Source organism: Streptomyces sp. NPDC008086 (genome assembly GCF_042957325.1).
GTDB lineage: Bacteria > Actinomycetota > Actinomycetes > Streptomycetales > Streptomycetaceae > Streptomyces.
On sequence record NZ_JBIBIA010000008.1, the window covers coordinates 317951 to 341405 of the forward strand.

Annotated in this window: 19 protein-coding genes; 9 read left to right on the plus strand and 10 right to left on the minus strand. The window is 69.8% G+C overall.

Annotated features, from left to right (window positions below):
* The first annotated feature begins 131 nt into the window (after window positions 1-131).
* The 7 genes from ACFZBP_RS28880 to ACFZBP_RS28910 all read left to right on the plus strand — a co-directional run bounded on the left by ACFZBP_RS28880 (window position 132) and on the right by ACFZBP_RS28910 (window position 8849).
* Window positions 132-998, plus strand: coding sequence for an MHYT domain-containing protein (locus ACFZBP_RS28880; RefSeq protein WP_391417317.1), 867 nt, complete (start codon window positions 132-134; stop codon window positions 996-998).
* Between the two features lie 39 nt (window positions 999-1037).
* Window positions 1038-3185, plus strand: coding sequence for an excinuclease ABC subunit UvrB (uvrB, locus tag ACFZBP_RS28885; RefSeq protein ID WP_391417319.1), 2148 nt, complete (start codon window positions 1038-1040; stop codon window positions 3183-3185).
* Between the two features lie 134 nt (window positions 3186-3319).
* Window positions 3320-3898, plus strand: coding sequence for a TerD family protein (locus ACFZBP_RS28890; RefSeq protein ID WP_383445040.1), 579 nt, complete (start codon window positions 3320-3322; stop codon window positions 3896-3898).
* 61 nt (window positions 3899-3959) lie between these two features.
* Entirely contained in the window at window positions 3960-5975 is a 2016-nt protein-coding gene (locus ACFZBP_RS28895) for a TerD family protein (RefSeq protein WP_391417321.1), read from the plus strand.
* 224 nt (window positions 5976-6199) lie between these two features.
* Entirely contained in the window at window positions 6200-7201 is a 1002-nt protein-coding gene (locus ACFZBP_RS28900) for a TerC/Alx family metal homeostasis membrane protein (protein WP_383445050.1), read from the plus strand.
* Window positions 7202-7330: 129 nt separating this feature from the next.
* Entirely contained in the window at window positions 7331-7645 is a 315-nt protein-coding gene (locus tag ACFZBP_RS28905; RefSeq protein ID WP_383445053.1) for a hypothetical protein, read from the plus strand.
* A 103-nt stretch (window positions 7646-7748) separates the two neighbouring features.
* Window positions 7749-8849 carry a calcium:proton antiporter gene (locus tag ACFZBP_RS28910; RefSeq protein WP_391417324.1) on the plus strand — a complete coding sequence of 367 codons (1101 nt, stop codon included), beginning with the start codon at window positions 7749-7751 and terminating at the stop codon, window positions 8847-8849.
* Between the two features lie 26 nt (window positions 8850-8875).
* On the opposite strand, the gene ACFZBP_RS28915 is transcribed toward ACFZBP_RS28910, so the two are convergent.
* Together ACFZBP_RS28915 and ACFZBP_RS28920 are read right to left on the minus strand one after the other, a co-directional pair.
* Window positions 8876-10147: an MFS transporter gene (locus tag ACFZBP_RS28915; RefSeq protein ID WP_391417607.1), complete on the minus strand. Its 1272-nt coding sequence runs from the start codon at window positions 10145-10147 to the stop codon at window positions 8876-8878.
* Between the two features lie 94 nt (window positions 10148-10241).
* Window positions 10242-11288 carry an LD-carboxypeptidase gene (locus ACFZBP_RS28920; RefSeq protein WP_391417326.1) on the minus strand — a complete coding sequence of 349 codons (1047 nt, stop codon included), beginning with the start codon at window positions 11286-11288 and terminating at the stop codon, window positions 10242-10244.
* Window positions 11289-11392: 104 nt separating this feature from the next.
* On the opposite strand from ACFZBP_RS28920, the gene aroQ reads away from it, so the two are divergent.
* On the plus strand, window positions 11393-11866 hold the full coding sequence (aroQ, locus tag ACFZBP_RS28925; protein ID WP_383445065.1) for a type II 3-dehydroquinate dehydratase: 474 nt from the start codon (window positions 11393-11395) through the stop codon (window positions 11864-11866).
* A gap of 53 nt (window positions 11867-11919) precedes the next feature.
* Here aroQ and ACFZBP_RS28930 read toward each other — a convergent pair whose 3' ends face one another.
* The 5 genes from ACFZBP_RS28930 to ACFZBP_RS28950 all read right to left on the minus strand — a co-directional run bounded on the left by ACFZBP_RS28930 (window position 11920) and on the right by ACFZBP_RS28950 (window position 16201).
* Window positions 11920-12648 (minus strand): amino acid ABC transporter ATP-binding protein, encoded by a 729-nt coding sequence (locus tag ACFZBP_RS28930; protein WP_383445706.1) that lies wholly within the window; start codon window positions 12646-12648, stop codon window positions 11920-11922.
* A gap of 35 nt (window positions 12649-12683) precedes the next feature.
* Complete coding sequence (locus tag ACFZBP_RS28935) at window positions 12684-13601, minus strand: amino acid ABC transporter permease (protein ID WP_383445068.1); 918 nt, start codon at window positions 13599-13601, stop codon at window positions 12684-12686.
* A complete protein-coding gene (locus ACFZBP_RS28940; protein WP_383445071.1) occupies window positions 13598-14482 on the minus strand; it encodes an ABC transporter substrate-binding protein in 885 nt (294 codons plus the stop codon). Before ACFZBP_RS28940 ends, ACFZBP_RS28935 begins: the two co-directional genes overlap by 4 nt.
* 292 nt (window positions 14483-14774) lie before the next feature.
* Window positions 14775-15431 (minus strand): MBL fold metallo-hydrolase, encoded by a 657-nt coding sequence (locus ACFZBP_RS28945; protein ID WP_391417329.1) that lies wholly within the window; start codon window positions 15429-15431, stop codon window positions 14775-14777.
* Window positions 15432-15514: 83 nt separating this feature from the next.
* A complete protein-coding gene (locus ACFZBP_RS28950) occupies window positions 15515-16201 on the minus strand; it encodes a maleylpyruvate isomerase family mycothiol-dependent enzyme (RefSeq protein WP_383445076.1) in 687 nt (228 codons plus the stop codon).
* Between the two features lie 249 nt (window positions 16202-16450).
* Here ACFZBP_RS28950 and uvrA point away from each other — a divergent pair, with 249 nt between their 5' ends.
* On the plus strand, window positions 16451-19507 hold the full coding sequence (gene uvrA, locus ACFZBP_RS28955) for an excinuclease ABC subunit UvrA (RefSeq protein ID WP_391417332.1): 3057 nt from the start codon (window positions 16451-16453) through the stop codon (window positions 19505-19507).
* Window positions 19508-19646: 139 nt separating this feature from the next.
* On the opposite strand, the gene ACFZBP_RS28960 is transcribed toward uvrA, so the two are convergent.
* The 3 genes from ACFZBP_RS28960 to ACFZBP_RS28970 all read right to left on the minus strand — a co-directional run bounded on the left by ACFZBP_RS28960 (window position 19647) and on the right by ACFZBP_RS28970 (window position 22812).
* Window positions 19647-20591: a PfkB family carbohydrate kinase gene (locus ACFZBP_RS28960; protein ID WP_391417334.1), complete on the minus strand. Its 945-nt coding sequence runs from the start codon at window positions 20589-20591 to the stop codon at window positions 19647-19649.
* A complete protein-coding gene (locus ACFZBP_RS28965; RefSeq protein WP_391417336.1) occupies window positions 20588-21637 on the minus strand; it encodes a substrate-binding domain-containing protein in 1050 nt (349 codons plus the stop codon). Before ACFZBP_RS28965 ends, ACFZBP_RS28960 begins: the two co-directional genes overlap by 4 nt.
* A gap of 197 nt (window positions 21638-21834) precedes the next feature.
* Window positions 21835-22812: a hypothetical protein gene (locus ACFZBP_RS28970; protein WP_391417338.1), complete on the minus strand. Its 978-nt coding sequence runs from the start codon at window positions 22810-22812 to the stop codon at window positions 21835-21837.
* Window positions 22813-23455: the final 643 nt, after the last annotated feature.

The following is a 23455-nucleotide window of genomic DNA, read 5'->3' on the forward strand; positions in this document are numbered from 1 at the left end:
TTGCCGGAGAATCGTTCGACCATTCCGGTGGGAGTTACTCTCTGCCTCAACCCTGACCGCTCGGGCGGTGCTGGGAGGGGGGTCTGTTCACAGCATTCCGGGATGCAAGAGGGCGGGAAGGGCGGTCGCGTATGCGGGGCACGATCGACGGATTCAGCTACGGACTCGTCACACCGCTGGTGGCCTACCTCATGGCCTGCCTCGGCGGTGCGCTCGGTCTGCGCTGCACCACGAGATCGATGCTCGTTTCGCACTCGTGGCGCCCCGGCTGGCTCGCCCTCGGGTCGGCGGCGATCGGCTCCGGCATATGGACCATGCACTTCGTCGCGATGATGGGGTTCACGGTCGAGGAGACGTCGATCCACTACGACAAACCGATGACGTTCGCGAGTCTCGCCGTCGCCATCGTCATGGTGGGCGTCGGGATCTTCATCGTCGGTTACAAGGGCGCCAGGGGAACCGCCCTGTTCACCGGCGGCACCATCACCGGCCTGGGCATAGCCTCGATGCACTACCTGGGCATGGCCGGCCTGCGGCTCGAGGGCAAGCTGGAGTACAACACGTTCACCGTCGGCGTCTCCGTCGCCATAGCCATGGTCGCCGCCACCGCCGCGCTCTGGGCCGCCGGACAGGTCCGAGGGCTCATGTGGAGCGTCGGCGCGAGCCTCGTCATGGGCCTCGCCGTCAGCGGCATGCACTACACCGGCATGGCCGCCCTCAGCGTCCATCTCCACGGCACCGGAGCCACCGCCACGGGCGACTCACCCGCCGCCCTGCTCGCGCCGATGCTGATCGGCCCGCTCGCCTTCCTGCTCCTCGCGGGCGCCGTCGTGCTGTTCGACCCGCACATGATCATGGGCGGGCCCGCCGCGGCCCCCGTCGAGCACAAGCCGGGCGTCCCGGCCCACACGTCCGTCCCGCACCAGGCTCGCCGCCCCCAGCTGCGCGCGCGCCGCACCCCGGACCACCGAGGCTCCCGCACCCCGCAGAACCACTGATCGGACCGCGTTGTCAGTGGCGGGTCGTACGGTGGATCCATGCGGCCCGTTTCCAGCATCGAACGCACGGTGGCGCCCTTCGAGGTCGTCAGCCCGTACCAGCCCAACGGCGACCAGCCCCAGGCCATCGCCGAGCTCGCCCGGCGCATCGGCGCCGGCGAGAAGGACGTCGTCCTGCTCGGCGCGACCGGCACAGGAAAGTCCGCCACCACGGCGTGGATGATCGAAAAGCTCCAGCGCCCCACCCTCGTGATGGCGCCGAACAAGACCCTGGCCGCCCAGCTGGCGAACGAATTCCGCGAGCTCCTGCCGAACAACGCCGTCGAGTACTTCGTCTCGTACTACGACTACTACCAGCCCGAGGCCTACGTCCCGCAGTCGGACACCTACATCGAGAAGGACTCCTCGATCAACGAGGAGGTCGAGCGTCTGCGCCACTCCGCGACCAACTCACTGCTCACCCGCCGTGACGTCGTCGTGGTCGCCTCGGTCTCCTGCATCTACGGCCTCGGCACCCCGCAGGAGTACGTGGACCGCATGGTCCCGCTCAAGGTCGGCGAGGAGATCGACCGGGACCAGCTGCTGCGCCGCTTCGTCGACATCCAGTACACGCGCAACGACCTGGCCTTCACCCGCGGCACCTTCCGGGTGCGCGGCGACACCATCGAGATCTTCCCGGTCTACGAGGAGCTCGCCGTCCGTATCGAGATGTTCGGCGACGAGATCGAGGCACTGTCCACGCTCCACCCCCTCACCGGCGAGATCATCAGCGACGACCAGCAGCTGTACGTCTTCCCGGCCTCCCACTACGTGGCGGGCCCGGAGCGCATGGAGCGCGCCGTCAACGACATCGAGAAGGAGCTCGGCGAGCGCCTCACCGAGCTGGAGAAGCAGGGCAAGCTCCTGGAGGCCCAGCGCCTGCGCATGCGCACCACGTACGACCTGGAGATGCTCCGTCAGATCGGCAGCTGCTCCGGCGTCGAGAACTACTCGATGCACTTCGACGGCCGCGAGCCGGGCTCCCCGCCGAACACCCTGCTGGACTACTTCCCGGACGACTTCCTGCTCGTCATCGACGAGTCGCACGTCACGGTGCCGCAGATCGGCGCCATGTACGAGGGCGACGCGTCCCGCAAGCGCACCCTCGTCGACCACGGCTTCCGCCTTCCCTCCGCGCTCGACAACCGCCCCCTGAAGTGGGAGGAGTTCCAGGAGCGCATCGGCCAGACGGTCTACCTGTCGGCGACCCCGGGCAACTACGAGCTCTCCCGCTCGGACGGTCAGGTCGAGCAGATCATCCGCCCTACCGGCCTGATCGACCCGGAGGTCGTCGTCAAGCCCACCGAGGGTCAGATCGACGACCTGGTCCACGAGATCCGGGGACGTGTCGAGAAGGACGAGCGCGTCCTGGTCACCACCCTCACCAAGAAGATGGCCGAGGACCTCACCGACTACTTCCTGGAACTCGGCATCCAGGTGCGCTATCTGCACAGCGACGTCGACACCCTGCGCCGTGTCGAGTTGCTGCGAGAGCTGCGCGCCGGCGAGTTCGACGTCCTCGTCGGTATCAACCTGCTCCGTGAGGGTCTCGACCTGCCCGAGGTGTCCCTCGTGGCGATCCTCGACGCCGACAAGGAGGGCTTCCTGCGCTCCGGCACGTCCCTGATCCAGACCATCGGCCGCGCGGCGCGCAATGTCTCCGGCCAGGTCCACATGTACGCCGACAAGATCACCCCGGCGATGGCGAAGGCCATCGACGAGACCAACCGCCGCCGGGAGAAGCAGGTCGCGTACAACAAGGCGAACGGCATCGACCCCCAGCCGCTGCGCAAGAAGATCAACGACATCGTCGCGCAGATCGCCCGCGAGGACGTCGACACGGAGCAACTGCTCGGCACCGGCTACCGCGCGAAGAAGGACGGCCGCGGCACCAAGGCTCCCGTGCCCTCCCTCGGCGACAAGGCGGCCAAGGGCGCGAAGGCGGCCAAGCCGGCCAAGGGCAAGGCCAAGGAGACGGTCCCGACCGACCGCCCGGCGGCCGATCTCGCCGAGCAGATCGAGGAGTTGACGGAGCGTATGCGCGCCGCCGCCGCCGACCTGCAGTTCGAGATCGCGGCCCGGTTGCGTGACGAGGTGTCCGAGATGAAGAAGGAGCTGCGCCAGATGAAGGAGGCCGGCCTGGCCTGACGGGCACGCGCTGTGTTGCAAGACCGACACAAAGTGGGAACCGGGGTACGGCACTGTCAGTGCCCCTGCGTAGGGTTCTGGTCATCCGCGGAGTCCGCGGCCAACAGGGGACAGCTCGAGAGGGGAAACAGCACGTGACCGTCAACATGACCAAGGGTCAGGCCATCAGTCTGCAGAAGGACGACGGCGGCAGCCTGACCGCGGTGCGCATGGGTCTCGGCTGGCAGGCGGCTCCCCGGCGGGGCCTGTTCGGCACGCGCACGCGGGAGGTCGACCTCGACGCGTCCGCCGTCCTGTTCGCGGACAAGCAGCCGGTCGACGTCGTCTTCTTCCGCCACCTGGTGAGCGACGACGGCTCGGTGCGCCACACCGGTGACAACCTCGTCGGCGGTGTCGGCCAGGGCGGCGACGACGAGGCGATCCTCGTGGACCTCGCGCGCATCCCGGTCCACATCGACCAGATCGTCTTCACCGTGAACTCCTTCACGGGCCAGACGTTCCAGGAGGTGCAGAACGCGTTCTGCCGTCTGGTCGACGAGACCAACGGCCAGGAGCTCGCCCGGTACACGCTCGCGGGCGGCGGCGCCTACACCGCCCAGATCATGGCGAAGGTGCACCGCACCGGAGCGGGCTGGACGATGACGGCCCTCGGCACGCCGGCCAACGGCCGCACGTTCCAGGACCTGATGCCGGCCATCCTGCCGCATCTGTAGGACGGCAGGGCGGCCCGGCGGGCGGCACACGACAAGACAAGCGACACAGGGGGACGAAGGCATGACGGCCGAGCTGGTGCGGGGGCAGAATCACCCGCTCTCCCAGGCCCGTCTGGAGATCCGGGTCTCGGCCGGCACACCGGTCGTTGCCGCCGCCACGCTCGGCGACGAGCAGGGCAGGATCCACGGCGTGGAATGGGTGGCCCATCCCGGCACCCCCACCCTGCCCGGCCTCGAGGTCTCCCGGCAGGCGGCCGCCGCCCATCGCCTCGCGGTGGACCTGGACGCCATGCCGGAGGCCGTCCACCGCGTCAGTGTGCTGCTCGCCCTGCCGATCGGAGGAGGCGGCCCGACCCGGTTCGGCGCCGCCGCCACCCCATTCGTCGCCGTCACCGGACTCGACGGCACAGAGATCGCCAGCTACACCATCACCGGTCTGGAGGCCGAGTCGGCCGTCGTCGCCCTGGAGCTCTACCGTCGTCAGGGTGCCTGGAAGGTGCGCGCCATCGGCCAGGGGTACGCGGGCGGCCTCGCCGACCTCTTCGCCGACCAGGGCCTGGCCCAGGCCCATCAGCTCGCCGGCGGCATCCATGAAGCGGTGGCCCAGGGCATGGCCCGCTCGGTGCCGGCCCCCCCGACCCGGACGGACGGCGACCGTTCCCGGCAGACGGCCGCACCGGCGCTCGGCCCGGACCAGGGCGCCCCCGGCGCCGGTTCCGGCTCTGTGTCACCGCAGCCCACTTCGCCCTACGGCACCCACACTCCGGGCGCGCCGGGCCAGCCCGCGCCTCAACCGCCGTACCAGAGCGGAAGCGGAGCCGCGGATCCCGCCCAACCGGCCGCCCCCGCCACCGGCGGCCCGATCAACTACAGCCATCCCGGCCGACAGACCGCGGCTCCGCCGCCGCCTCCGCCGGCCGCGCCCCCGGCCCAGCCCGGGCAGCCCGCCCGGCCTGTCGCGGGTGACGCCACCGGCTGGTCCATGGACGAGCGGCTCTACAACCAGGTCTGGGGTATGTTCGAGGACCTGGCCCGCACCACGGCTGCCTATCGCAGTGCGGTCGACTTCGCCGACTCCCGTATGGAGAAGGAACTCGACCAGGTCCTGTCGGACCCGCGCAGCCGAATCGGCGGACAGGGCGATGCCGCGCGCGAGGCCGCCCAGGCCAAGCACGCCCAGCTCGTCAATCAGGCCCGGGCCACGCTCGACCGCGACCTCGCCCAGCTCACCGCCGAAGTCGAGGTCGTCGAGCCCGCACTGCCGCCCGCCTACGCGGGGTGGGACAACCCCATCTGGCACGGCTACCGCGTACCGATGGAGATCCCCATGGCCCTGCGCCTGGGCGACCTCCATCTGCCCGAGAGCGCCGAGCTGCGGATCCCGATGCTGGTCCGACTGCCGCTGGAGCGCGGCCTGTGGATCGACAGCGGACGCGGCGCATCGATCGACGGCTCGTTCACGGACTCCCACGACCTGCGGCGCCTCGCGATGGAGACGGCGGTGGCGCACGCGGCCCGGCTGCTCGCCGTCTATCCGGCGGGTGAGTTCGCCGTGCGGGTCATCGACCCGGCCGGTTCCGGCGCGCAGGCACTCGTACCGCTGGTTCAGTCCGGCGTGCTCGCGGCCCCGCCCGCCGTGGGCGCTGCCGGCGTCGCGGACGTCCTCGCGCAGCTCACCCAGCGCGTCGACCTGGTGCAGATGGCGCTGCGCGGGGGAGCGCCCGACGCCCTGCCGCCCGATTTCGACACGGCTCAGCAACTGCTGATCGTCAACGACTTCCCGCACGGCTTCGACGACCGGGCCGTGAACCAACTGCGCTACCTCGCGGACGAGGGGCCGGCCGTCGGGGTCCACCTGATGATGGTCGCCGACCGTGAGGAAGCCTCCGCCTACGGCCCGCTGCTCGACCCGCTGTGGCGTTCGCTGCTGCGACTGACCCCGGTGCCGGACGATCATCTCGCAGACCCGTGGGTGGGGCACGCCTGGACGTATGAGCCCTCCCGCGTGCCGCCCGGCAGCCAGGTCCTCCACCAGGTGCTCACCCAGGTGGCGGCGGCCCGGGCCAAGTACCGGTAAAGACCCTCTGACCAGGGAACTTGGCACTTCTTTTGCCAAGCACTTTACCTTCCCTTGGTGATTGGGGTACTGTTTGTCCCACGGAGGGGAGTACTCCCTGTCTGCTGCGGCGTACCCGTCAATACGGATCAGGCCAGATCCCGGGGCGTCGGCCCATCGTGGGTGGAAGAGACCTCCGGCGCGCGACGACGCTGACATTTGCCGTTACGACTGCCGGAGGCGCAGTGGAAGTCTCGACGACCCTATGGGTCCTGACCATCGTGGGCCTTGCCGCCCTGATCGCGGTCGATTTCTTCATCGGCCGCAAGCCGCATGACGTATCGATCAAGGAAGCCGGAATCTGGACGATCGTCTGGATCGTCCTGGCAGGGCTCTTCGGGCTCGGCCTGCTCATCTTCGGCGGCGGACAGGCGGGCGGCGAGTTCTTCGCCGGCTTCATCACCGAGAAGTCGCTGAGCGTCGACAATCTTTTCGTCTTCGTCCTGATCATGGCGAAGTTCGCCGTGCCGACCCAGTACCAGCAGCGCGTGCTGCTCGTCGGTGTCCTCATCGCCCTGGTGCTCCGGGCCATCTTCATCGCCGCGGGTGCCGCCATCCTCGCCAGCTTCGCGTGGGTGTTCTACCTCTTCGGCGCCTTCCTCATCTGGACCGCCTGGAAGCTCATCCAGGAGGCCCGGGCCGGCGAGGAGGACGAGGAGTTCGAGGAGAACAAGCTGCTGAAGGCGGCCGAGCGCAGGTTCGGTGTCGCCGACCGCTACCACGGCACCAAGCTGTGGATCCAGGAGAACGGCAAGCGGGTCATGACCCCGATGCTGGTCGTGATGCTGGCGATCGGCACCACCGACGTGCTCTTCGCCCTCGACTCCATCCCGGCGATCTTCGGCCTGACGCAGGACCCGTACATCGTGTTCACGGCCAACGCCTTCGCGCTGATGGGTCTGCGGCAGCTGTACTTCCTCATCGGCGGTCTGCTGAAGAAGCTGGTCCACCTCAGCTACGGCCTGTCGATCATCCTGGGCTTCATCGGCGTCAAGCTGGTGCTGCACGCGCTGCACGAGTCCGGCGTCCATGTCCCCGAGATCAGCATCCCGGTCTCGCTCGGCGTGATCTGCTCGGTCCTGGTCATCACCACGATCACCAGCCTGAGGGCCTCCAAGAAGCAGGCGGCGGCCGAGGCGGCGCAGAAGGAGAGCGAAGGCGCTCCGAAGGACAGCATCGACGTCTGACCACGTCGAACGTAGAAAGAACCAACACCGGGGGTGGTGCCCAGCGAATTGCCGAGCACCGCTCCCGGTGCTTCTTTGGGTGCTGGGTGTTCCCGCCGGGGGACACCACGGCCGGGGGTGGAGGCACCTGTGGACGCACCCGTGAAGTTCGTACAGATCATCGACTTCGAGACCGAGCGCATCGACGAGATGCGGGAGCTGGCCCACGAGACGGAACAGCGCCTGGCGGGCCGCAGCGGCGGTCCCACGCGCCGTCTCGTCCTCAAGGACCGCGGCCTGCCCAACCGCTACCTCGTAGTGATCGAGTTCGACTCCTACGAGGACGCGATGCGCAACAGCGACGACCCCGAGACGACCAAGTTCGCGGAGCAGATGGCCGCGCTGTGCACCAGGCCGCCGTCCTTCACGGACTGCGACGTACAGGAGACGACCGATTTCGCGTAGCGACATACGATCCACAGGGGCCCCGCATCCCGAGGGCGCGGGGCCGCCTGACCACCACACCGACCGGAATGCGAACCCCCCACCCCTCTGCGACGATCGCTCCATGATCGCTAGGCTCAGGCGGCTCACGACCCAGTGGACGTACGCCGTGCCGGTGCTCGCGGTCGTCCTGCTGGTCTTCACCTGGGGACAGGACCTGCCCGGCGCGGTCGTCGCGCTGGTGACGCTGGTCCTCGCGGGTGCCGTCCTGGCCGCCGTGCACCACGCCGAAGTGGTCGCTCACCGGGTCGGCGAACCCTTCGGTTCCCTCGTCCTCGCGGTCGCCGTCACGATCATCGAGGTCGCCCTGATCGTGACCCTCATGGCCGACGGCGGAGACAAGAGCTCCACCCTCGCGCGGGACACGGTCTTCGCCGCCGTGATGATCACCTGCAACGGCATCGTCGGCCTGTGCCTGCTGGTCGCCTCGCTGCGGCACGGCACGGCCGTCTTCAACCCCGAGGGCACCGGAGCCGCCCTCGCGACCGTCGCCACCCTGGCCACGCTCAGCCTGGTGCTGCCGACGTTCACCACGAGCAAGCCCGGCCCGGAGTTCTCCACCGTCCAGCTGACGTTCGCCGCGCTCTCCTCGCTGGTCCTCTACGGCCTGTTCGTGGCGACCCAGACCGTGCGCCACCGTGACTACTTCCTCCCCATCACCCGGCAGGGCGAGGTGATCACCGCGGACGACCACGCCCACGCGCCCTCCCAGCGCACGGCCTTGATCAGCCTGGCGCTGCTGGGCCTGGCCCTGATCGGCGTGGTCGGTCTGGCCAAGGGCGTGTCGCCGACCATCGAGTCCGGGGTGGCCGCCGCCGACCTGCCGCACGCCGTCGTCGGCGTGATCATCGCCCTGCTGGTGCTGCTCCCCGAGACGATCGCCGCGCTGCGCTCCGCCCGCCGCGACCGGGTGCAGACCAGCCTGAACCTGGCGCTCGGCTCGGCGATGGCCAGCATCGGCCTGACCATCCCCGCGGTCGCCCTGGCCTCCCTCTGGCTCTCCGGCCCGCTCGTCCTCGGTCTGGGCCCCACCCACATGGTGCTGCTCGCCCTGACGGTGGTGGTGAGCTCGCTGACGGTGGTGCCGGGGCGGGCGACGCCGCTTCAAGGCGGCGTCCACCTGGTGCTGTTCGCGGCCTACCTGGAGCTCGCCATCAACCCGTAGCCGGCACTGAGGTGTCCCGGAGCCCGTCACCCGGTGGCGGGCTGGGCCGCCGCAGCCGGCACCGGACGCGTCTCGGGCAACAGTGCGAAGCACCCGAGACTGAGCAGCGCGACCCCGGTCATGTACGCCCCCACACCCCAGGGCACCCGACCGCCCTGGTCGGCGAGCGAGGTCGCCACGATCGGCGTGAGCGCGCCGCCGAGGACGCCACCGAGGTTGTAGCCCACCGCGGCGCCCGTGCAGCGCACCCGGGGCTCGTACAGCTCCGGCAGATACGCGGCGATCACCGCGAACATCGTGATGAACGCGATCATCGCCCCGAGGAAGCCGAGGAACATCAGCAGCGGCTCGCCCGTGGCGAGGAGCGCGACCATCGGGAACATCCACAGGGCGGTGGCGGTGCACCCGATCAGACACAGCGGCCGCCGCCCGTGGAGGTCGCCGAGCCATGCCACCAGCGGGGTGAGCGAGCCCTTCACCAGCACCGCGCCCATGATGCAGGTCAGCATGACGCTGCGGCTCACGTCGAGCCGCTCGGTGGCGTACGCGAGGGACCAGGTCGTCACGGCGTAGAAGACCGCGTACCCGATCGACAGCGCGCCCGCCGTCAGCAGCACGAGCCGCCAGTGCTCGCGCACGACCTCGGCGAGCGGCACGCGCGCGTGGTCGTCGATCTCGAGGAAGCGAGGGCTCTCGGCGAGCGACGACCGCAGCCACAGCCCGATCAGCGCGAGCACCCCCGCCGCCCAGAACGGCACCCGCCACCCCCACGCGGCGAACTGCGCCTCGGACAGCGTCGCCGACAGCCCCAGCACCACTCCGTTGGCCAGCAGAAAGCCCAGCGCGGGCCCGACCTGCGGGAAGCTCGACCACAGTCCGCGTCGCCCAGCGGGCGCGTGCTCCACCGTCAGCAGGACGGCCCCGCCCCACTCGCCGCCGAGCCCCAGCCCCTGAAGGAAACGCAGCACGAGCAGCAGCAGGGGAGCGGCCACCCCGATCGTGTCGTACGTCGGTACACAGCCGACCGCGACCGTGGAGGCGCCGGTCAGCAGCAGCGAGGCGACGAGGACCGGCCGGCGCCCGCGCCGGTCGCCGATGTGCCCGAACAGCACCGACCCCAGGGGGCGCGCCACGAAGCCCACGCCGAACGTCGCGAAGGCGGCCAGGGTTCCCGCCACCGGCGAGAACGTCGGGAAGAACAGCGGGCCCAGGACCAGGGCCGCCGCGGTCCCGTAGACGAAGAAGTCGTAGAACTCGATGGCCGTCCCGGCGAGCGAGGCCGCCGCGAGCCGCAACATGGAGGGCGCCCTTACGGTGCGTACGTCGTGCATGCCGCGTCAACTACCCACAGTGATCGCGGGTTACGGGGGCGCGCGGGGCGGTCGGTCCCCGTCAGTATGTGACGGTGATGCGCCGGGAGGGACCGTCGACGCGCACGAAGCCGCCGTAAGGGATCACCAGTTGCGGGTCGGTGTGCCCGAAGTCGACGTCGAAGACGATCGTGGTGTCGGGGGCGTAGACCCGCATCGCGCGTAGGACGGCCTCGCGCTGCTCGGCGGCGTAACGAGCGGCCTCCTCGGGGCTGTTGGGGCGCTCGAAGGACCAGGTCTTCGCGCGGCCCATCAGCAGCGCGGAGAAACGATGGAGCAGTCCGCGCTCGCCCATGTTCCGCAAGGTGCGGAAGACCTCCTCGCCGCTCGGCAACTCCTCGGAGGTCTCCAGGAACAGCACCCCGCCGTCGTACTCCGAGAGGTCGCGCGCGATCTCCCGGTCGGCCATCAGCAGCCAGCCGAGGATCTCCAGGCACCCGCCCCAACTGCGGCCCTCCACCACCCGGCCGGCGTTCACCCACGTCCAGCCATCGGCGGGCCGCGTCTCCGGCTCCGCGTCGAAGGTCGCCGGGTCGGCCCAGTCGCGGTTGACGTCGTTCCAGCGCTCGGCGGGCCTGAGCTCGTACCCGCCCGAGGTGAACAGCGCCGCCCGCAGTGACTCGGCGGTCAGCTGATCCATGGCGACAGGGCGGCCCAGCGCGGCCATGACGGTCGCACCGTGGTAGCCGACGATGCCGGTGTTGCGCAGGAACATGAGGAGGTTCGTGTTGTCGCTCATCCCGAAGAACGGCTTCGGGTTCGCCCGGATCAACTCCCGGTCCAGCAGCGGCAGCACGGTGATCTGGTCGTCGCCGCCGATGGACGCCATGACCGCCTTGACGTCCGGGTCGGCGAACGCGGCGTGGATGTCGTCGGCCCGCTCCCGCTGCGTCGAGCCCATCTTGCGGGTCGCCGGATACTCGACCGGTTCGAGCCCGAAGTCCTCGCGCAGCCGCTCCAGGCCCAGTTCGAAGGGGCGCGGGAAGAGGCCGGGCAGGCCGGCGCCGGGAGAGATGACGGCGACGCGGTCGCCCGGCGAGGGCTTCGGAGGGTACGAGATCATGGTCATAACGGGAGGGTAGGACCCGCGTCGTGACCCACGCACCGTGATAAACCGGGGTCTGAGCAGCGGTCACCGACGGACCGCCCGACCCCGAACGGACCGGAGGAACCGTGCCCCGCACCCTGGCCCACGCCCCCATCATGATCCTCAACGGCCCCAACCTGAACCTGCTCGGCCAGCGCCAGCCGGAGATCTACGGCTCCGAGACCCTGGCCGACGTGGAGGCCCTGTGCGCCAAGACGGCGGCCGCGCACGGCGGCACGATCGACTTCCGGCAGTCCAACCACGAGGGTGAGTTGGTCGACTGGATCCACGAGGCACGGCTCAACCATTGCGGGATCGTGATCAACCCCGGCGCCTACTCGCACACCTCGGTGGCGATCCTGGATGCGCTCAACACCTGTGACGGCCTTCCGGTGTTGGAGGTCCACATCTCCAACATCCACAAGCGTGAGTCGTTCCGCCACCACTCGTACGTCTCGCTGCGCGCCGACGGGGTCATCGCGGGATGCGGTGTGCAGGGGTACGCGTTCGGCGTGGAGCGGGTCGCGGCGCTCGCGGGTGCGGGGCAGGCGGCCACGTGACCTGGCTGTGAGGGGCTGACATGTAAGGACCGCCCCGCCATGGTGAGCGGTCCTTACAGGCGGCCGGCCTCCACTATCCGCCGCAGGAAGCGCCGCGTACGTTCCTGCTGCGGATCCCCGAAGATCCGCTCAGCCGTACCGCGCTCCAGCACCACTCCTCCGTCCAGAAAGCAAACCTGGTCGGCGACCTCCCGCGCGAACCCCATCTCGTGCGTGGCCAGCACCATCGTCATCCCGTCCGCCTTCAAGTCACGTACGACGGCTAGGACTTCGCCCACGAGCTCCGGGTCGAGAGCCGCGGTGACCTCGTCGAGTAGCAGCAGCCGGGGCCGTACGGCCAGGGCGCGCACGATCGCCACCCGCTGCTGCTGGCCGCCGCTCAGCCGGTCCGGGTACTCGCCGGCCTTGTCCGCCAGCCCGAGCCGCTCCAGCAGCTCACGCGCGCGTGCCTCGGCCTCCGCCCGGGACACGCCGTGCACCCGACGCGGGGCGAGGGTGATGTTCTCTAGCACCGTCATGTGCGGGAAGAGGTTGTACGCCTGGAACACCACGCCGATACGCCGTCGTACGGCGTCCTGGTCGACGCGCGGATCGGTGATCTCCTCGCCGTCGAGCCAGATCGCGCCGTCGTCGATGTCCTCCAGCAGGTTCGCGCACCGCAGCAGCGTCGACTTGCCGGAGCCGGAGGCGCCGATCAGCGCGGTCACCGTGTGCGGGGCGACCTCCAGGTCGACGTCCCGCAGCACGACCGAGTCGCCGAAGGTCTTGCGGACGGACTCCATCCGCAGCACAGGTGCGGTGTCCACGGCCACGTCGCTCACAGGGCCCCTCCTTGGGCGCGCCTACGGTCCATTCGGGCCGTCACCCAGTCCGTGAAGCGGGTCATGGGAATGGTCAGCGCCACGAAGACCAGGCCCGCGACGATGTACGGCGTGTAGTTGAGGCTGCGCCCCACGATGATGTCCGCGGCCCGTACCGCGTCCACCGCACCGCCGATGGACACCAGACCGGTGTCCTTCTGCAACGACACCAGGTCGTTCAGCAGGGGCGGCACCTGACGGCGCACGGCCTGGGGCAGGACGACGTGCCGCAGCGCCTGCCGGTTCGTCAGACCGAGCGAGCGCGCCGCGGCCCGCTGGGACGGGTGGACGGACTCGATGCCCGCGCGGAACACCTCCGCGACGTACGCCGAATACGTCAGCGTCAGTGCCGTACCGCCGAGCAGCACCGGGTCGACGGTCACGCCCTGCAGCCGCAGCGCGGGAACGCCGAGCACGACGATCATGAGGTTAATGATGAGCGGAAGGCCCCGGAAGAAGTCCGTGTACGCGGCGGCCAGCGCCCGCAACGGGAAGAACACCGGGCCGCGCAACGTACGGGCGACGGCGATGAGCATCCCGAGGACCAGCACCGCCGCGCCACAGACCAGCAGCAGCCGCACGTTGAGCCAGAGCCCTTCGAGGACCTTGGGGAACGCCTCGCGCGCGTACTGCCCGTTGAAGAACGTCTCCTTGGTGCGCGGCCAGCCAGGCGCGTTGACCACGACGAGGTAGAGAACGACGGCCGTGACCAGGGTGGAGAGGGCCGCTATTGCCGTGGCACGGCGCGCGCGGGCACGCTTGTGGCGCTCGCGGTCGAGACGTCGCTGCGAGGGGACGTAGCCGTCGCCCCCGCCGGACACGCCGCCCTTGTCGCCCGCGCCCTCCTGGCCGGACTCCTCCTTGGTGACCGTCACTTGAGCACCGGGGCGTCGACGGCGTCCGACAGCCACTGCTGCTCCAGACCGGCCAGGGTGCCGTCCTCGCGCAGGCTGTCCACCGCGTCCGTCACGCACGCGGTGAGGCCGCTGCCCTTGTCGAGCACGAGGCCGAACTGCTCCGTGGCGCCGCCCTGGTTCTCGAACTGCCCGACGATCGTCGCGTCCGTCACCTCGGCGGCGGTGATGTAGAAGGCGGTCGGCAGGTCGACCACGATGGCGTCGACCTGGCCGTTCTTCAGCGCGGACTTGGCCTGGTCGTTCTTGGCGTACGCGGCGGCCTCCTGCGTCGGCTTCACCACGTCGTCGATGTAGCCGAGGCTGGTGGTGCCGACCTGCGCGCCCAGCTTGAGACCCTTCAGGTCCGCCACGCTCTTCGCCTTGGCGGCCTTGCTGCCCTTCAGCGCGATGACGGCCTGACGGACGTCGTAGTAGCCGGAGGAGAAGTCCACGGCCTTCTTGCGCTCGTCGCTGATCGACACCTGGTTGATGTCGAAGTCGAAGGTCTTCTCACCGGGCGCGAAGGCCTTGTTGAACGGCACGCTCTGCCAGACGACGGCACCCTTGTCGTAGCCGAGCTGCTTCGCCACCGCGTACGCGACGGCCGACTCGAAGCCCTTGCCGTTGGCCGGCTTGTCGTCCTTGAACCAGGGCTCGTATGCCGGCTCGTCCGTGGCGATCGTCAGCTTGCCTGAGGTCTTGGTGGCCAACTCGCCCTTGGCGCAGGTGTTCCCGGCCGACCCCGACGGAGTGTCGGCGGCCTTCTCGTCCGGCTGTGGAGCACAGCCGACAGCGGTGGCGAGCAGGGCGGTCGTGGCGACGGCTACGGCGTGGCGCAGCGCGCGAGCGGCAAGAGGCATGGCGGGAGATTGGCAGGACAACGTCGTGTTTGTCGAGGTCACGACGGTCGGTTTCCGCATAGTGGGAACGAGTGTTGCGTTCTTGTGAACACTTCCCTGGGCAGGCGCCGGGGCCGCCGGCCGAGGGCGGGGATTGAAGGCCGGCGGCCCGTACCGCTCAGGAGCCGTCATCCTGTGCGGGGCTGCTTCCAGTTGACTGCGCAACTACGTACGCCGGGAGCGCGCGCATGACACCGGCGCGTGTGAAGCATTCACACGGGGCGCGTGCGCGGGGCGCGCTCCCGGCGTGAGGTCACCAGCCCCGCGCGTGCCACTCCGGCAGATGGGGCCGCTCCGCGCCCAGCGACGTGTCGTTGCCGTGCCCCGGGTAGACCCATGTCTCGTCCGGCAGGGCGTCGAAGATCTTCGTCTCCACGTCGTGGATCAGACTGGCGAACGCCTCCGGGTCCTTGCGGGTGTTGCCCACACCGCCCGGGAACAGGCAGTCCCCGGTGAACACATGGGGATGGCCGTGCGGGTCGTCGTAGACGAGCGCGATGGAGCCGGGGGTGTGCCCGACCAGGCGGCGTGCGGTGAGCTCCACGTGCCCCACCTGGATGGTGTCGCCGTCGTCGACCAGGACGTCGGTCGGCACCGGGATGCCGTCGGCGTCGTCCCGACCGGCGTACGTGCGCGCGCCGGTGGCCTCGACGACGGCGGCGAGCGCCTGCCAGTGGTCGCCGTGCTGGTGGGTGGTGACGACGGACGCGATGCCGTCGTCACCGATCATGCCGATCAGTGTGTCCGCGTCGTTGGCGGCGTCGATCAGCAGTTGCTCGTCCGTGGCCCGGCAGCGCAGCAGATAGGCGTTGTTGTTCATCGGGCCGACCGCGATCTTGGTGATCATCAGGTCCTTGAGCTCGTGCACGTCGGCGGGGCCACCGACCGTCACCTGTCCGCTGTACGTCATGTCGGCAGCCTATAGCCGCAGAGCGGCCCAGGGGCTGTCCAGCCGCCGCGACGGCGGAACGCCCCTGGGAGAGCGCCGGGCGACTACAGCGGGGGCAGCGTCGGCAGCGTGCCGCCCGCCACGGTCAGCCCCGACCCGTCACGGCGTCCGGCGAGCCAGCCGAGCAGGTCGGGTCCGGGACCCTGGACGATGACCTCGGGAGCGCCCGTCTCCCGTCCCGTGCTCCACGCGTGCGTGCCGTCCGTCAGACGGGTCGGCGGGACATCGGGGTGCCCGGCGAACCGCTCGGCGAGGAAGTCGATCTCCCGCTCCACGAACTCGGCCGGCAGATCCTCCAGCTCGTACCCGATCCCGAGATCCACATGGTGCAGCTCCACCTCGACCCACCGCCGGAACGGCACCCGGGCCGCCGCGTCGGTGACCCCGTTGCGCAGCTCCACGGTGCGCGACCAGTCCGCGGGCGCCACTCCGGTCTCCTGGAAACGGGCCGCGCTCTCGCGCACGTCGGTGAGCTGGACGTCGAGGGGGCGCGGGGCGTCCCGGTCGATGTCGGCGTCCCTCGCGGTGCCCGAGACGTACATGGGGCGCCCCTCGAGGACGTTCACGAGGGCGTCCGCGTTACGGGCGAGATGGGCCAGGACATGGCCGCGGCTCCAGCCGGGAAGCCGTGACGGCTCGGCCACCGACGCGTTGTCCATCTTGGCCGCTGCGGTGAGCAGCCGTTCCGTAGCTTCACGTACAGACACCAGGTCACGAGCGTGATCAATCATGGTGCTGACATTAGCCCCGCCACACCTTTGGGTGAAGGTGGTGAACGAGTGCCGTAAATCGAATGCGCGTGCTATAGGGTCGGTCGTGGCGTCGGGCATGCTGGATGCCCGCGGATTGTTATGCATCCCGGAATCCGACCGGCGTTGTCAGTGGCTCCCCCTAGTCTGAAAAAGCACGGGGGCCTCGAAGCCGAGAACACACGGGGGCCTCGCCCCCTGTCACTTCTCTCAAGAAAGGTGCGGACCGGCGTGGCCGACCGTCTCATCGTCCGTGGCGCGCGCGAGCACAACCTCAAGAATGTCTCGCTCGACCTGCCGCGCGACTCGCTCATCGTCTTCACGGGCCTGTCGGGGTCGGGCAAGTCCTCGCTGGCCTTCGACACCATCTTCGCCGAGGGGCAGCGGCGTTACGTGGAGTCACTGTCCTCGTACGCCCGGCAGTTCCTCGGCCAGATGGACAAGCCGGACGTCGACTTCATCGAGGGACTGTCCCCGGCGGTCTCCATCGACCAGAAGTCGACCTCGCGCAACCCGCGCTCGACGGTCGGCACCATCACCGAGGTCTACGACTACCTGCGTCTGCTCTTCGCGCGTATCGGCAAGCCCCACTGCCCCCAGTGCGCCCGCCCGATCTCGCGCCAGTCGCCGCAGGCCATCGTCGACAAGGTCCTGGAGCTGCCGGAGGGGAGCCGCTTCCAGGTGCTGTCGCCGCTGGTGCGCGAGCGCAAGGGCGAATTCGTCGATCTCTTCGCCGACCTTCAGACCAAGGGCTACTCCCGCGCGCGGGTGGACGGCGAGACGATCCAGCTGTCCAATCCGCCAACACTGAAGAAGCAGGAGAAGCACACCATCGAGGTGGTCGTCGACCGCCTCACGGTGAAGGACTCCGCCAAGCGCCGGCTCACCGACTCCGTGGAAACCGCCCTCGGCCTGTCCGGTGGCATGGTCGTGCTCGACTTCGTCGACCTCCCCGAGGACGACCCCGAGCGCGAGCGCATGTACTCGGAGCACCTGTACTGCCCCTACGACGACCTCTCCTTCGAGGAGCTGGAGCCGCGGTCCTTCTCCTTCAACTCGCCCTTCGGCGCCTGCCCCGAGTGCACCGGTATCGGCACGCGCATGGAGGTCGACCCGGAACTGATCGTCCCGGACGAGGACAAGTCCCTCGACGAGGGCGCCATCCACCCCTGGTCGCACGGCCATACCAAGGACTACTTCGGCCGCCTGATCGGTGCCCTCGCGGACGCGTTGGGATTCCGGACGGACATCCCCTTCGCGGGCCTGCCGCAGCGTGCCAAGAAGGCCCTGCTCCATGGCCACAAGACGCAGATCGAGGTCCGCTACCGCAACCGGTACGGCCGCGAGCGGGTCTACACGACGCCGTTCGAAGGGGCCGTCCCCTTCGTCAAACGCCGGCACAGCGAGGCCGAGAGCGACGCCAGCCGCGAGCGCTTCGAGGGCTATATGCGCGAGGTGCCCTGCCCCACCTGTGAGGGCACCCGCCTGAAGCCGATCGTCCTCGCGGTCACGATCATGGAGAAATCGATCGCCGAGGTCTCGGCGATGTCCATCAGCGACTGCGCGGACTTCCTGGGCAAGCTGAAGCTCAACACCCGCGACAAGAAGATCGCCGAGCGCGTGCTGAAGGAGGTCAACGAGCGGCTGCGGTTCCTGGTCGACGTAGGCCTCGACTACCTCTCGCTCAACCGCGCGGCCGGCACCCTCTCCGGCGGCGAGGCCCAGCGCATCCGCCTGGCCACCCAGATCGGCTCCGGACTCGTAGGTGTGCTGTACGTCCTCGACGAGCCGTCCATCGGTCTGCACCAGCGCGACAACCACCGGCTCATCGAAACCCTCGTCCGCCTGCGCGACATGGGCAACACGCTCATCGTCGTCGAGCACGACGAGGACACCATCAAGGTCGCCGACTGGGTCGTCGACATCGGCCCCGGCGCCGGTGAGCACGGCGGCAAGGTCGTGCACAGCGGCTCCCTGAAGGAGTTGCTCGCCAACGCCGAGTCGCAGACCGGTCAGTACCTGTCCGGCAAGAAGGCCATCCCGCTGCCCGACATCCGTCGCCCGCAGGACCCGACCCGTCGGCTCACGGTGCACGGAGCGCGGGAGAACAACCTCCAGGACATCGACGTCTCGTTCCCGCTGGGCGTGTTCACCGCGGTCACGGGCGTGTCCGGCTCCGGCAAGTCGACGCTGGTCAACGACATCCTGTACACGCACCTGGCGCGCGAGCTGAACGGCGCACGCAATGTCCCCGGGCGGCACACGCGCGTGGACGGCGACGACCTCGTCGACAAGGTCGTGCACGTCGACCAGTCGCCCATCGGCCGCACCCCGCGCTCGAACCCGGCGACCTACACGGGCGTCTTCGACCACATCCGCAAGCTGTTCGCCGAGACCACCGAAGCGAAGGTGCGCGGCTACATGCCGGGCCGGTTCTCCTTCAACGTCAAGGGCGGCCGCTGCGAGAACTGCGCGGGCGACGGCACGATCAAGATCGAGATGAACTTTCTCCCGGACGTCTACGTCCCGTGCGAGGTCTGCCATGGCGCCCGGTACAACCGGGAGACCCTGGAGGTCCACTACAAGGGCAAGTCCATCTCCGAGGTCCTGAACATGCCGATCGAGGAGGCCATGGACTTCTTCGAGGCCGTCCCGGCGATCAACCGTCACCTCAAGACGCTGAACGACGTCGGTCTCGGTTACGTCCGGCTCGGCCAGTCCGCGACCACCCTGTCCGGTGGTGAGGCCCAGCGGGTGAAGCTCGCCAGCGAGCTCCAGAAGCGCTCCACCGGCCGCACGGTCTACGTCCTCGACGAGCCGACCACCGGTCTGCACTTCGAGGACATCAGCAAGCTGCTGAAGGTCCTGGGCGGCCTGGTCGACAAGGGCAACACGGTCATCGTCATCGAGCACAACCTCGACGTGATCAAGACCGCCGACTGGGTCGTGGACATGGGCCCCGAGGGCGGCGCCGGTGGCGGTCTCGTCATCGCCGAGGGCACGCCCGAGGAGGTTGCAGCGGTTCCGGCCAGCCACACCGGCAAGTTCCTGCGCGAGATCCTCGGCGCCGACCGGATCAGCGACGCGGCTTCGGTGAAGGTGCCGCGCAAGGCGGCGGCCAAGAAGACGGTCGCGGCGGCGTCGACGGCGAAGAAGACGGCGACGGCCAGGACCACGAGGACGGCCAACAACAAGGTCACCGGCAAGACCGCTGGAGCCACCAAGAAGGCGGCAGCCGCGAAGAAGGCGACGCCCGCGAAGAAGACGACGCGGGCACGCAAGGCCTGAGGCCCACCGGCCACGAGTCACGGGCCAAGAACCCGAACAATTCCAGAAAAGTACGGCGCCTCGTGGGAACTCCCTGCGGGGCGCCGTGCGTTGGATCATCAGCGGCCCGACTTCTGTGGCTGTGACGAACCTTGACTGCTCAACAGTGGAATGGAAGCGACCGGAACGCCTCCTGGAAGTCCCCCAGTTCGGAGGCGTACGGCGGCTCGGCACCCGCCCGGGAGCAGGTGATCGCGGCAGCCCGCGCCGCGAACCGCAAGAGCCGTGTCCAGCCGTCGGCGCCCAGTCCCGCGAGCGCCTCGGCGGACAGGCCGTCCTGGGCGGCCAGGCCGTGCAACAGGGCCGCGTTCACGGTGTCGCCCGCACCGATCGTGTCCACGACGTCCACCTCCTCACCCGGCACGGAGTGCTCCGCGCCGTCCCGTGTGAAGGCCGTCAGCCCGTCACCGCCATGGGTGATCACAACGGCCGCAGGTCCCGCGGCCAGCCACTCACGCGGTGTGCCGCCCAGCCACAGCGCGTCCTCCTCGGAGAGCTTGAGCAGCGACACCGACGGAAGCCAGCTCTTGAACCGGGCCCGGTAGCCATCCGGGTCGGGGATGAGTCCGGCCCGGATGTTCGGGTCGAGCGCGGTGAACACCCCTTGCGCGGCCGCGCTGCGCATCAGCTCCTCATAGGCGCTCGCCCCCGGTTCCAGGACGAGCGAGCAGGTACCGAAGGAGACCGCGCGGGCAGCCGCGGGCAGCTCCGAGGGGGCCGTGAAAAGCCGGTCGGCGGTGCCCTCGACGTAGAAGGAGTAGGCGGCCGAGCCCTGCGCGTCGATCGTGGCGACCGCGAGGGTCGTCGGTTCGATGCCGCGCTGCACGGCCGACACGTCCACCCCTGCCTCCCGCAGCCCGTCCAGCAAGGCCTCACCGAAGGCGTCGTAGGAGGTGCGTGAACAGAACGCGGTGGGGGAGCCGAGGCGGCCGAGGGCCACGGCGGTGTTGTAGGGCCCGCCGCCGAGCGTCGGCTTCAGGCTCGCGAGGGCGCCCGTGCCCTGCGGTACCAGGTCGATCAAGGCCTCACCGGCGACGACGATCACGAGACGGTTCCTTCCACGGACGGCAGGGGTTGTTCGGGGCACCCGCACGAGGTGCGATGCACGAAGGCGCACGGCAGACGCAGGGTCCGGGCGGGCCGGTCCGGCTCGGCGAGGCGGTCCAGCAGCACGCGGACCGCCTGGGCACCGATCTCCCTGCTGGGCTGGGCAATCGCGGTGAGCCTCGGGGAGAAGAGGTCGGCCCAGGCGAAGTCGTCGAAACAGCACAACGCGATGTCGCCGGGCACGGACATGCCGTGACCACGCAGGGCGCGCAGGGCACCGATGGTCATCGCGTTGTTGGCGGTGACCAGCGCGGTGGGAGGCGAGTTGAGTGACAGCAGCGCGGCGGTGGCCTTTTCGGCACCGGCTGATTCGGAGTCGCCGTGTACGACCAGGCGCTCTTCGTACCCGAGCCCGGCCGTCGCCAGGCCCTCCCGGTATCCGGTGAGTCGCTCGCTGGTGGTGCTGAGCCCCGGCAGACCGGCGACCAGGCCGATCCGACGGTGACCGAGGCCGGCGAGGTGGGTGACCAGCTGGGCCATGGGCCCGGCGCTGTCGGCGCAGACCTGGTCGAACCGCGCCGGGCCGTCCTCCGGCGTGTCGACCAGGCGGTCGAGGAGGACGGTCGGCACCTTGTGCCGCCCGAGGTAGGCGAGGAGCTCGCGCGGGTCGGCGGAGGGCGCGACGATCATGCCGTCCACCCGGCGCTCGTGCAGGAGCTGGACGACCTTGCGCTCATGCTCGGGATCGTCGTGCGGGTCGGCGATGAGCAGGCTGTAACCGTGCTCCAGGGCGCCGGCCTCGACGCCCTGGAGTATCTCCGTGAAGTACGGGTTGCTGATCGCCGAGACCGCCAGCCCGACGGACCGGGTGCGGGAGGTCACCAGGGAGCGGGCGAGGGTGTTGGGCGTGTAGCCCAGCTCGTCCATGGCGTCCAGCACCGCCTGGCGTGTGTGGGGCAGCACCGGCCGGGTGCCGTTCAGCACATGCGAGACGGTCGCCACGGACACGCCTGCGCTCCGCGCGACGTCCGCCATGGTGGCCATCGAGATCCCCTTCCTGCCGCGCCCCTGCCTTGGGCAGCCGCGGTTCCTCTGGCGGGGAAGGTATCCCATTCGGCGGCGGACGTAAACGCTTGCGCAATCGTTTACGTGAAGGTGGGGGTCAGCCGCGAAGCCCCGGCCGCCACCCCCGGCCGCACCGACGACGCCGGAAGCGCCGGCTCACTCCCACTCCCACCCGCTCACTCCCACTCCCATCCGATCCCCACGATCCCCGTCCGCACCCGTGGCTCGACCAGGTGGACGGAACGGTGCAGCCCGCTGAGGGCGAGTCCTTGGCGGCCACTGCGGGGCGCTGCCGCGGAGTGCTGGGAGAAGCGGTGGCAGTGGACCGGCAGGGCGTTCTCGGCGAAGCGGACCTGGAGGGCGTACTGGCCCCCCGCGAGAGGGAAACCGCGGGCGTACTCGCGGGACACGTCGGCCGTCCCGTCCTCGACGCCGTGACGGAAGAGATAGGTGTCGCCCGCCCGCAGCCGGGTGCCGAAGAGCAGCTCGGCCACGAGGACACCGGTCTCCTGGTGCCACCGGACTCGCCCCGTCCGGCAGTTCTCCAGCGCGTGCACCGTCATGCGCTCCGGAGCGCATCCGGGGTCGCCGTGGTGGACGGCGACGTAGCGGTCCACGCCGTCCTTGTGGGCGCGCACGATGTGGTGCGACTCGCGGCCCGCCAGCTCGCGGCGGGCCCCGATCCGTACGCGCTCGTGGTGGGCGAGGGTGTGCAGGCCACCGTCCATCGGCCAGTCCAGTTCGGCCAGCAGCTGCTCCAGAACGCCCGATGCCTCCACCAGGGAGCGGTAGGAACGGGCCGCCGGTCGCTGGAGGGCGGAGTGGTCGTCGGCCTCGGCGAGCAGCCGGATCAGGGACTCCTCGGGCAGCTGGAGGATCTCCTCCAGCGCGCGTACCGCACGCAGCGACTCGGGGCGCTGCGGCCGGCGGGCGCCCTGCTGCCAGTAGCTCAGGCTGGTGACGCCGACCTTCACACCACGACGGGACAGATGGTGCTGCACACGCTGCAGCGGCAGTCCCCGGGCGGCTATCGCGGCGCGCAGGGCGACATGGAAGGGGCCGCCTCGCAGGGCCGTGTCCAGTTCCGCGGTGGCGACGGCGGGGATGTCCGCGTGCTGTGTGGGGATGTCCGCGTGCTGTGTGGCGTGCGGCATGCAGGGGCCTTTCTGTGGTTGTTCACAACGGCTGGTCAGACCGGGTCGTGCAGCTGGCCGGGCCACTTCGTCGGCGCGGCGGGAGTCTTCACATCCGTACGCCGTCGCCCAGGGCCCTGAGTTCCCACGCATTGAAGCGTGTTGACCAAGTCCCGACAACACCTGGTGCCCAACAGCGCCGCGCACTGGCCGAGTCGCGATGGGTCCGACTCAAGTCACTCTGTCTGTAGGGGCGTTGTGGGTGAAGGCCGACGTGATCACCACAAGGTGCTGCGGAGGGACTTCCCTGGCCGGTCGACGTCGCTGTCGCCGTGGAGATCGACGTGACCGTGAGGAGGACGATGCCGCCGCCCACGCCGCCCACGCCGCCCACGCCGCCCACGCCGCCCACGCCGTGAGGTCCGCGGAACCGGGCCGATCATCGGCGGGCCCGGCGCCATGGAGGACCCCGCCGCCCACACCGCCATCCCGCCGACGTCGAGGGCCGCACCGTCGCGCTCGCAGAAGCGCAGCCCCTCACCCGCCACCTGCTGGATTCCGGACGTTGCCGCCCGCCGTCCCGTGGGTCACGGGCCTCGCGGCCCGATGGCCGGGCCGTTGTCCACAGCCTCGTCGGACTGTCACTGCTCGCCAGTAGGGTGTG

What these genes read in the sequence shown, in the direction of transcription:
- ACFZBP_RS28880 (WP_391417317.1), top strand. Translation starts at nt 132, where the DNA reads ATGCGGGGCACGATCGACGGATTCAGCTACGGACTCGTCACACCGCTG.
- uvrB (WP_391417319.1), top strand. Translation starts at nt 1,038, where the DNA reads ATGCGGCCCGTTTCCAGCATCGAACGCACGGTGGCGCCCTTCGAGGTC.
- ACFZBP_RS28895 (WP_391417321.1), top strand. Translation starts at nt 3,960, where the DNA reads ATGACGGCCGAGCTGGTGCGGGGGCAGAATCACCCGCTCTCCCAGGCC.
- ACFZBP_RS28910 (WP_391417324.1), top strand. Translation starts at nt 7,749, where the DNA reads ATGATCGCTAGGCTCAGGCGGCTCACGACCCAGTGGACGTACGCCGTG.
- ACFZBP_RS28915 (WP_391417607.1), bottom strand. Translation starts at nt 10,147, where the DNA reads ATGTTGCGGCTCGCGGCGGCCTCGCTCGCCGGGACGGCCATCGAGTTC.
- ACFZBP_RS28920 (WP_391417326.1), bottom strand. Translation starts at nt 11,288, where the DNA reads ATGACCATGATCTCGTACCCTCCGAAGCCCTCGCCGGGCGACCGCGTC.
- ACFZBP_RS28930 (WP_383445706.1), bottom strand. Translation starts at nt 12,648, where the DNA reads ATGGAGTCCGTCCGCAAGACCTTCGGCGACTCGGTCGTGCTGCGGGAC.
- ACFZBP_RS28940 (WP_383445071.1), bottom strand. Translation starts at nt 14,482, where the DNA reads ATGCCTCTTGCCGCTCGCGCGCTGCGCCACGCCGTAGCCGTCGCCACG.
- ACFZBP_RS28945 (WP_391417329.1), bottom strand. Translation starts at nt 15,431, where the DNA reads ATGACGTACAGCGGACAGGTGACGGTCGGTGGCCCCGCCGACGTGCAC.
- ACFZBP_RS28950 (WP_383445076.1), bottom strand. Translation starts at nt 16,201, where the DNA reads ATGATTGATCACGCTCGTGACCTGGTGTCTGTACGTGAAGCTACGGAA.
- ACFZBP_RS28965 (WP_391417336.1), bottom strand. Translation starts at nt 21,637, where the DNA reads ATGGCCACCATGGCGGACGTCGCGCGGAGCGCAGGCGTGTCCGTGGCG.
- ACFZBP_RS28970 (WP_391417338.1), bottom strand. Translation starts at nt 22,812, where the DNA reads ATGCCGCACGCCACACAGCACGCGGACATCCCCACACAGCACGCGGAC.